Origin of the sequence: Maribacter sp. (assembly GCF_039968975.1) — a bacterium.
Lineage (GTDB): Bacteria > Bacteroidota > Bacteroidia > Flavobacteriales > Flavobacteriaceae > Maribacter.
The window spans coordinates 1-5,416 of sequence record NZ_JBDVOT010000067.1; the positions used below are offsets into that span (position 1 = coordinate 1).

A 5,416-nucleotide genomic window follows, 5' to 3' on the forward strand; every position below is an offset into this window, starting at 1 on the left:
TACTTTCCTCTAGATTGGTTAGTATTCAAGAATTTGGTATCAATGCCGCTATTGGTGTACTAGTAGCTTATATCACCGTTATTTTCTTAACCGGTTCTTTATTGATTTTTCTACCTGAAAAATCATTGATAGGTCGCAGAAGTATTTCTGAAAATTGGGTAAATTATTTATTAAAAGTAAACACGTTTACCAAAAACTTCCCCAAGTCTATCATAATAGGAACCGTTGTTTTTACAGCGCTTTGCGCATTAGGTATCTATATGATACAAACCAATCAGGAATTAAAGAATACCCTACCTGCAAAAAGTAAAATAGCCCAAGACTTTGATTACTTTCAAAATAATTTCTCTGGATTTAGACCATTGGAAATAGCGGTAATGAGCACTGAAGGCAATAAGGTTACAGATTTTAAAGTAGCGCAAGAAATAGAAAAGCTTCTGATTTATTTAAAAACCTTTGAAAGTATAGGTAACGTACAATCGTCCAATCTACCTTATAAAATTTTTAATAAAGCGAACAACCTTAATAGTGCCGCCTATTTTGCATTACCTAACAACGAAAAAACCTTTTTAAAATATCAAAAAGATACGCGTAAACTTGCTCGAAAGCAGTTAGCAAAATTTGTTAATGCAAACGAGACTGTTGCGCGTATAAACGGTAGATTACAAGATATAGGTACTGACAACCTTAAAATTGTTTACGACGATATCGATCATTTTGCCAAAACCAAATTAGATACTTCTCTTGTCGCAATAAAGGTGACCGGTAAAAGTATTCTACTAGACAAAAATTCTGAATATATTAGAAGTAGCCTATTAGAGGGGCTTCTTTACGGATTGTTGGTAATTGGGGTGATAATGGCCTTTGTTTTTAGAGATATCAAAATCTTTCTTATTTCTCTGGTACCTAACGTGCTACCCATACTATTTGCTGGCGGTATGCTTGGGTTTTTAGGAATTCCGCTTGAAGCTTCACTCTCTGTGGTATTCGCCATTGTATTTGGTATTGCCGTTGACGACACCATTCACTTTCTAGGAAAATATAAATTGGGAATTAGTCAAGGACTGGGTAAAGAAGCCGCTCTTGAAAAAACTTTTGCGCAAACAGGTAGAGCGCTGGTCATTACGACCATAATTCTTTTCTTCGGATTTATGGTGATGCTATTTTCTATTCATCAACCTAGCGTAACTATTGGGCTTATCATTAGTGTAACCTTAGTAACAGCATTGATACTAGATTTACTACTATTGCCTGTACTACTAAGAAAATTGATCTAGATAGTACTGTTGGTACGATTCAATGTCTTCTGCAAAGACCTGTAGGCAAAAATTGCTTTGCCAACCATTAAAATCATTAAGCTAATCCATAATGTAAAGAGTAGATATTCCATAACACTAATTGGTTTACTTGGTTACTATTAGTTCAGAATTTAAAGTTTCCGAAGACACTTTAAATGCATTTGGTCGATAAATATATGCATTTCATCTATACGCTTGTTAAAAAAAACCAAATTTTCGACGAAATGCGTAATAATAACAGCGCCACGACTTTAAATCGTGGCGCTGAAAAAAACAATCCAACCTAAAACAAACATGAAATGCTATTAATTGGGCAATTAATTACAAATCATGGACTTGCTTTTCCATACCAGGACCTAATTCATAAATAGCCCCTATTAATTCTCCTTTTAACTCCTTAACTATTTCTTCTTCTCCATTGGCTTTATATACTTCTGCTGCCTGATACAATAAAGCCGGTTCAAATGTTTTTCCATAAACGTAGGTGTTCATAATTTCCATTGCTTTCTCATTATCTCCGTTTTTTAAGTGACTGTAACCTAACCAACTATACGATTCAGGAGTAGGTCTATTAGCTACCTCTCGTTTTGCCAAAATCAAGGCACTATCATATTGCTTGGTTTCGCCAATGTATAAATCTAAATTGTATGCATTGTACATATCGCCATAGGCAGTATTCTTCACTCTGGTAAAATACTCGTCTAAATTCTTTGTGCGCACAACATCGTCACCTATATAATCTGCAATTTCAGCTTTCAACAAAAAATAATCTGGTGCAGAATAGTTTTTGGTCACCGAGTCTAAAATGCGAATTGCCTCTTCGGCATTTTTATCATTTGAAAAAACGATCCATGCAATTCCTTTTTTAGCATATGCATTATCAGTATCAATTTCTAAAGCCTTTAGATAGTGATGGTAAGAATCTTCTATTCTACCTGCATGACCGTAATAGTCGCCTAAATTGGTATAGCTCCACAACATTAAATCTTTATTCTTTGCGGTTTCAGCTTTTGTTTTAGCCTTCTCCATAAATTTTATGGTGGTATCTAAATCGCCCTTATAATCGTTCCATTTTGCTAAACGAATCATATAACCAAAATCTGACATGTTCTTTAAACTATCTAAATAGCTTTCTGCCAATTGATAATTACCTAATTCCATATGAACATCAAAATACAAGCTTTGTGTTTCACTTTTATCCCCGCCAATTGCCGCTGCATTATCCGCTAATTGCAATGCTTCTTTAAAGCGATGTTGAGATATATAATTTCTAGCCAAAGACCTATAAAAACCAGGTTTACCAATGTTGGCAATATCAACTGCTTTTTTCAAACTCCTTTCTGCCTTCTTTAAAAATTCAATATCACCAGTTTGTTGAAAGTACCTATTATACTCCCCGCCTACCACACCAAAGCTGGTTAGTTGCATACTATCTGGTCTTATTTTAGAGTTCCATAGGTCAAAATATTTTGAAGTTGTTCTAATCTCGTTAGCGACTAAAAACTTGTTGTAATCTTCTTTATTTGCAATTGCGTCCTGATTTTTGGTATCACATGATGACACCAGTACCACTACTATTAATAGCTTTAATAACTTCATAAGGTTGTTTTTTGTGGATTGTTTAAAATTAGGGGAGCTTTTCAACTCCCCCATTCCCTTTTCTTTTTCATAAACACTTAAGGGATGTGCCTACCGTACATATTAAACATACGTTTTAGACAATTTTTATTCAGGTGCGCCCAAGTATGGGAACGTTGTACCTACAGTAGCGGTTAGCCCAACGCCATCTGAGGTTAATCTTGGTAAATCTGCCATACCATCTCCATCGGTATCTTGACCACTAAAACGATCACCTTCCATACCACCAAATAATAATATCAATGAAACATCAATGACATCATCTTGTGGAGTTCTACCTGTCAATGCTACTTCATCACCATCTGGAACCAAAATTCTACCATCATCATCGGCATCTGCACCCGGGTTAAAGTAAGTAGTAGGTAAGTTTGGTGCCACCTCTAAAACATCTGCCGCCAAATAACCCGTTAATGTAGGGGCATCTAATCCTAAGATATTATTTTCATAATTTACAGCTGCAGGATCTGCTCCTAAAATATTTGCGTAAACATCATGATATGCTTCTAACCTTGCTTCAAAATCTGCTTGAAACGTAGCTGCCATTTCTGAAGGAATAGACACGTTATGAGCATCTTTTAAAGTACCATCTGCACTTAAAACGGTATTAATACCTGGTCTTCCCATAAAATCAACTTGTGCATACGTTCCCGTAAAATCTGGCGCCATTGCCTCTTCACAAGGGGTACATGTACCACCACAATCAACTCCTGTTTCATCACCGTTCATTATACCATCATCACATGTTGGTGTTATTACTACCGGTGTATTGTCATCATCATCGCTACAAGAAGCTAATGCTACTACTGCCATAAGAGACAAAAACGTATATTTTATATTTTTATATTTCATCATTATATTTTTAAGAAGTTATTATTGTTTTACGTTAGAAGTCACCCATGTTTTATATACCTCTAAACCAAGTGCATTCTGACCTGTTGTTGCACCTAAAAGGCTGTTAGGTAATTCTACTACAATTGACATAGTATTGGCACCATCAAAAGTATCAACGGCAGTTTCATCGTCGTCATCAGTAGAATTAGGATCACCAGCTGGTTTAAAACCTAAAGGCGCCGTACCACCTATTACTTCATTGAACTGAAAAAAGTCAAAGAAAAAAGCATCTTGTCTAGGACCTGCAAATAATGAAACTCCGCTATCCGTAGTCTCTACAATAGCAGTTTCAGCAGAAATATCAACTGAGCCTAATGGTGCATCTACCATAATAGAACCGTTTAACCCTGTTTCACTTGGTGTAACCGGACCAAAGAAATACATTTTACCATTTCTTGGTATTGCCTGTATTACCAAATCTTCTACCAAGTCGTTATCAGTATCGATATTGATTTCCAATAATACATTCTCATCGAACGTACCGTAAGCTAAATCTGGCAGTACATTAGATTGAAGGTCTACCGCAAAAACGGTGTTGTCTGAACCTTCTGTTGGCTCAAATGCATAAAAATCGGCAATATCTGCCGTGGTCCCCATAGCGCTAGGTGCATCAATATGATCTGCAGCCACTAAAAGAACTCCTACCAAGGCTAATGCCCCAAGTCCCATAAATAATTTTGATTTTTTCATTATCCTTTTTTTTAGATTAGAATCACCCTTACTTACGGAGTTAAAAACCGAGGGTTCATTTTTTCTAAAAAAAAATTAAATTTACTTTTCCGCTGTATCATAAGACCCAAAGAAAAACCTTGTTACAGCTTACTATGGAACTATTTATAAATAACTGTGAAGTAATAATTAGCTAACTTTGCAGTGTTAAATAATTAAGATATGAACCCGTCTTCCTCTGGTTGGATCGAGAAATATGGTTCGGTTGTTCAAAAACACCAACACGAATTTCCAACTTTTGAAGCCTTGTATGCTACGCTCAAAAAAAGCGGATTTGTATATGGACTGAATTCTGGTATTCCTGATTTTATTGAATTGGAGCATACCTTATCTGAAGACGAAAAAGCAAAAATTAATTTACTACATGCCCTATTCTTTACTTACCGAACCAAAGGTGGTGAAGATTATTCTATATTTATAGAACAGGTTTTTAAGTTCTACGAGATACTGAAAATAAGCCGAGCCGGATTTTTTGATAAATGGTTTACAGGAAGCAAAACGTCTGCTAAGCTTGAAAAACTGATGACGTCAAGAATTTATATTGAAGACAATATCATCAGTAAAACCTTTAATAGCCTTATTACCAATTCACTTCTATTTATAGATGTGCTACTTTTTAAACACTTTTTAAATAGCCATAACGATTTAAAGAAAAAAGCCGAAGAAATAGAATACCTAGCGATCAATATTACCTATGATGCGTTAAGTTCTAAGGAGTTGGACAGAAATGACAACAAACTTTCTCAACTGCTTGCTTCTTCTTTGACCTATATAAGTTGTGCAGAAAATAGCTTTGATGGTACTTACCGCAAAAGATTACTTGACAATAAAGACAATTGGGAAAACCGATATTTATTAGA

General features: G+C 35.4%; 4 protein-coding genes and 1 pseudogene. 2 read left to right on the forward strand and 3 right to left on the reverse strand.

Translation table 11 applies throughout. From position 1 onward, the window contains the following. Nucleotides 1-1,277, forward strand: a 1,277-nt coding sequence (locus ABJI11_RS04680; RefSeq protein WP_348349881.1) for an MMPL family transporter, incomplete at its 5' end; no start/stop codon positions are given. Nucleotides 1,278-1,619: 342 nt separating this feature from the next. Here ABJI11_RS04680 and ABJI11_RS04685 read toward each other — a convergent pair. The 3 genes from ABJI11_RS04685 to ABJI11_RS04695 all read right to left on the reverse strand — a co-directional run bounded on the left by ABJI11_RS04685 (nucleotide 1,620) and on the right by ABJI11_RS04695 (nucleotide 4,517). Continuing rightward, entirely contained in the window at nucleotides 1,620-2,897 is a 1,278-nt protein-coding gene (locus ABJI11_RS04685; RefSeq protein WP_348349883.1) for a CDC27 family protein, read from the reverse strand. 126 nt (nucleotides 2,898-3,023) lie between these two features. Beyond that, on the reverse strand, nucleotides 3,024-3,788 hold the full coding sequence (locus ABJI11_RS04690) for a DUF4331 family protein (protein WP_348349885.1): 765 nt from the start codon (nucleotides 3,786-3,788) through the stop codon (nucleotides 3,024-3,026). Nucleotides 3,789-3,806: 18 nt separating this feature from the next. After that, a complete protein-coding gene (locus ABJI11_RS04695; protein ID WP_348349887.1) occupies nucleotides 3,807-4,517 on the reverse strand; it encodes a DUF4331 family protein in 711 nt (236 codons plus the stop codon). A 201-nt stretch (nucleotides 4,518-4,718) separates the two neighbouring features. Between ABJI11_RS04695 and ABJI11_RS04700 the strand changes: the two are divergent. Next, a pseudogene (locus ABJI11_RS04700) lies at nucleotides 4,719-5,416 on the forward strand (hypothetical protein); the annotation flags it as partial.

Coding starts and splice junctions, on each gene's coding strand:
- ABJI11_RS04685 (WP_348349883.1), bottom strand. CDS start 2,897: ATGAAGTTATTAAAGCTATTAATAGTAGTGGTACTGGTGTCATCATGT.
- ABJI11_RS04690 (WP_348349885.1), bottom strand. CDS start 3,788: ATGATGAAATATAAAAATATAAAATATACGTTTTTGTCTCTTATGGCA.
- ABJI11_RS04695 (WP_348349887.1), bottom strand. CDS start 4,517: ATGAAAAAATCAAAATTATTTATGGGACTTGGGGCATTAGCCTTGGTA.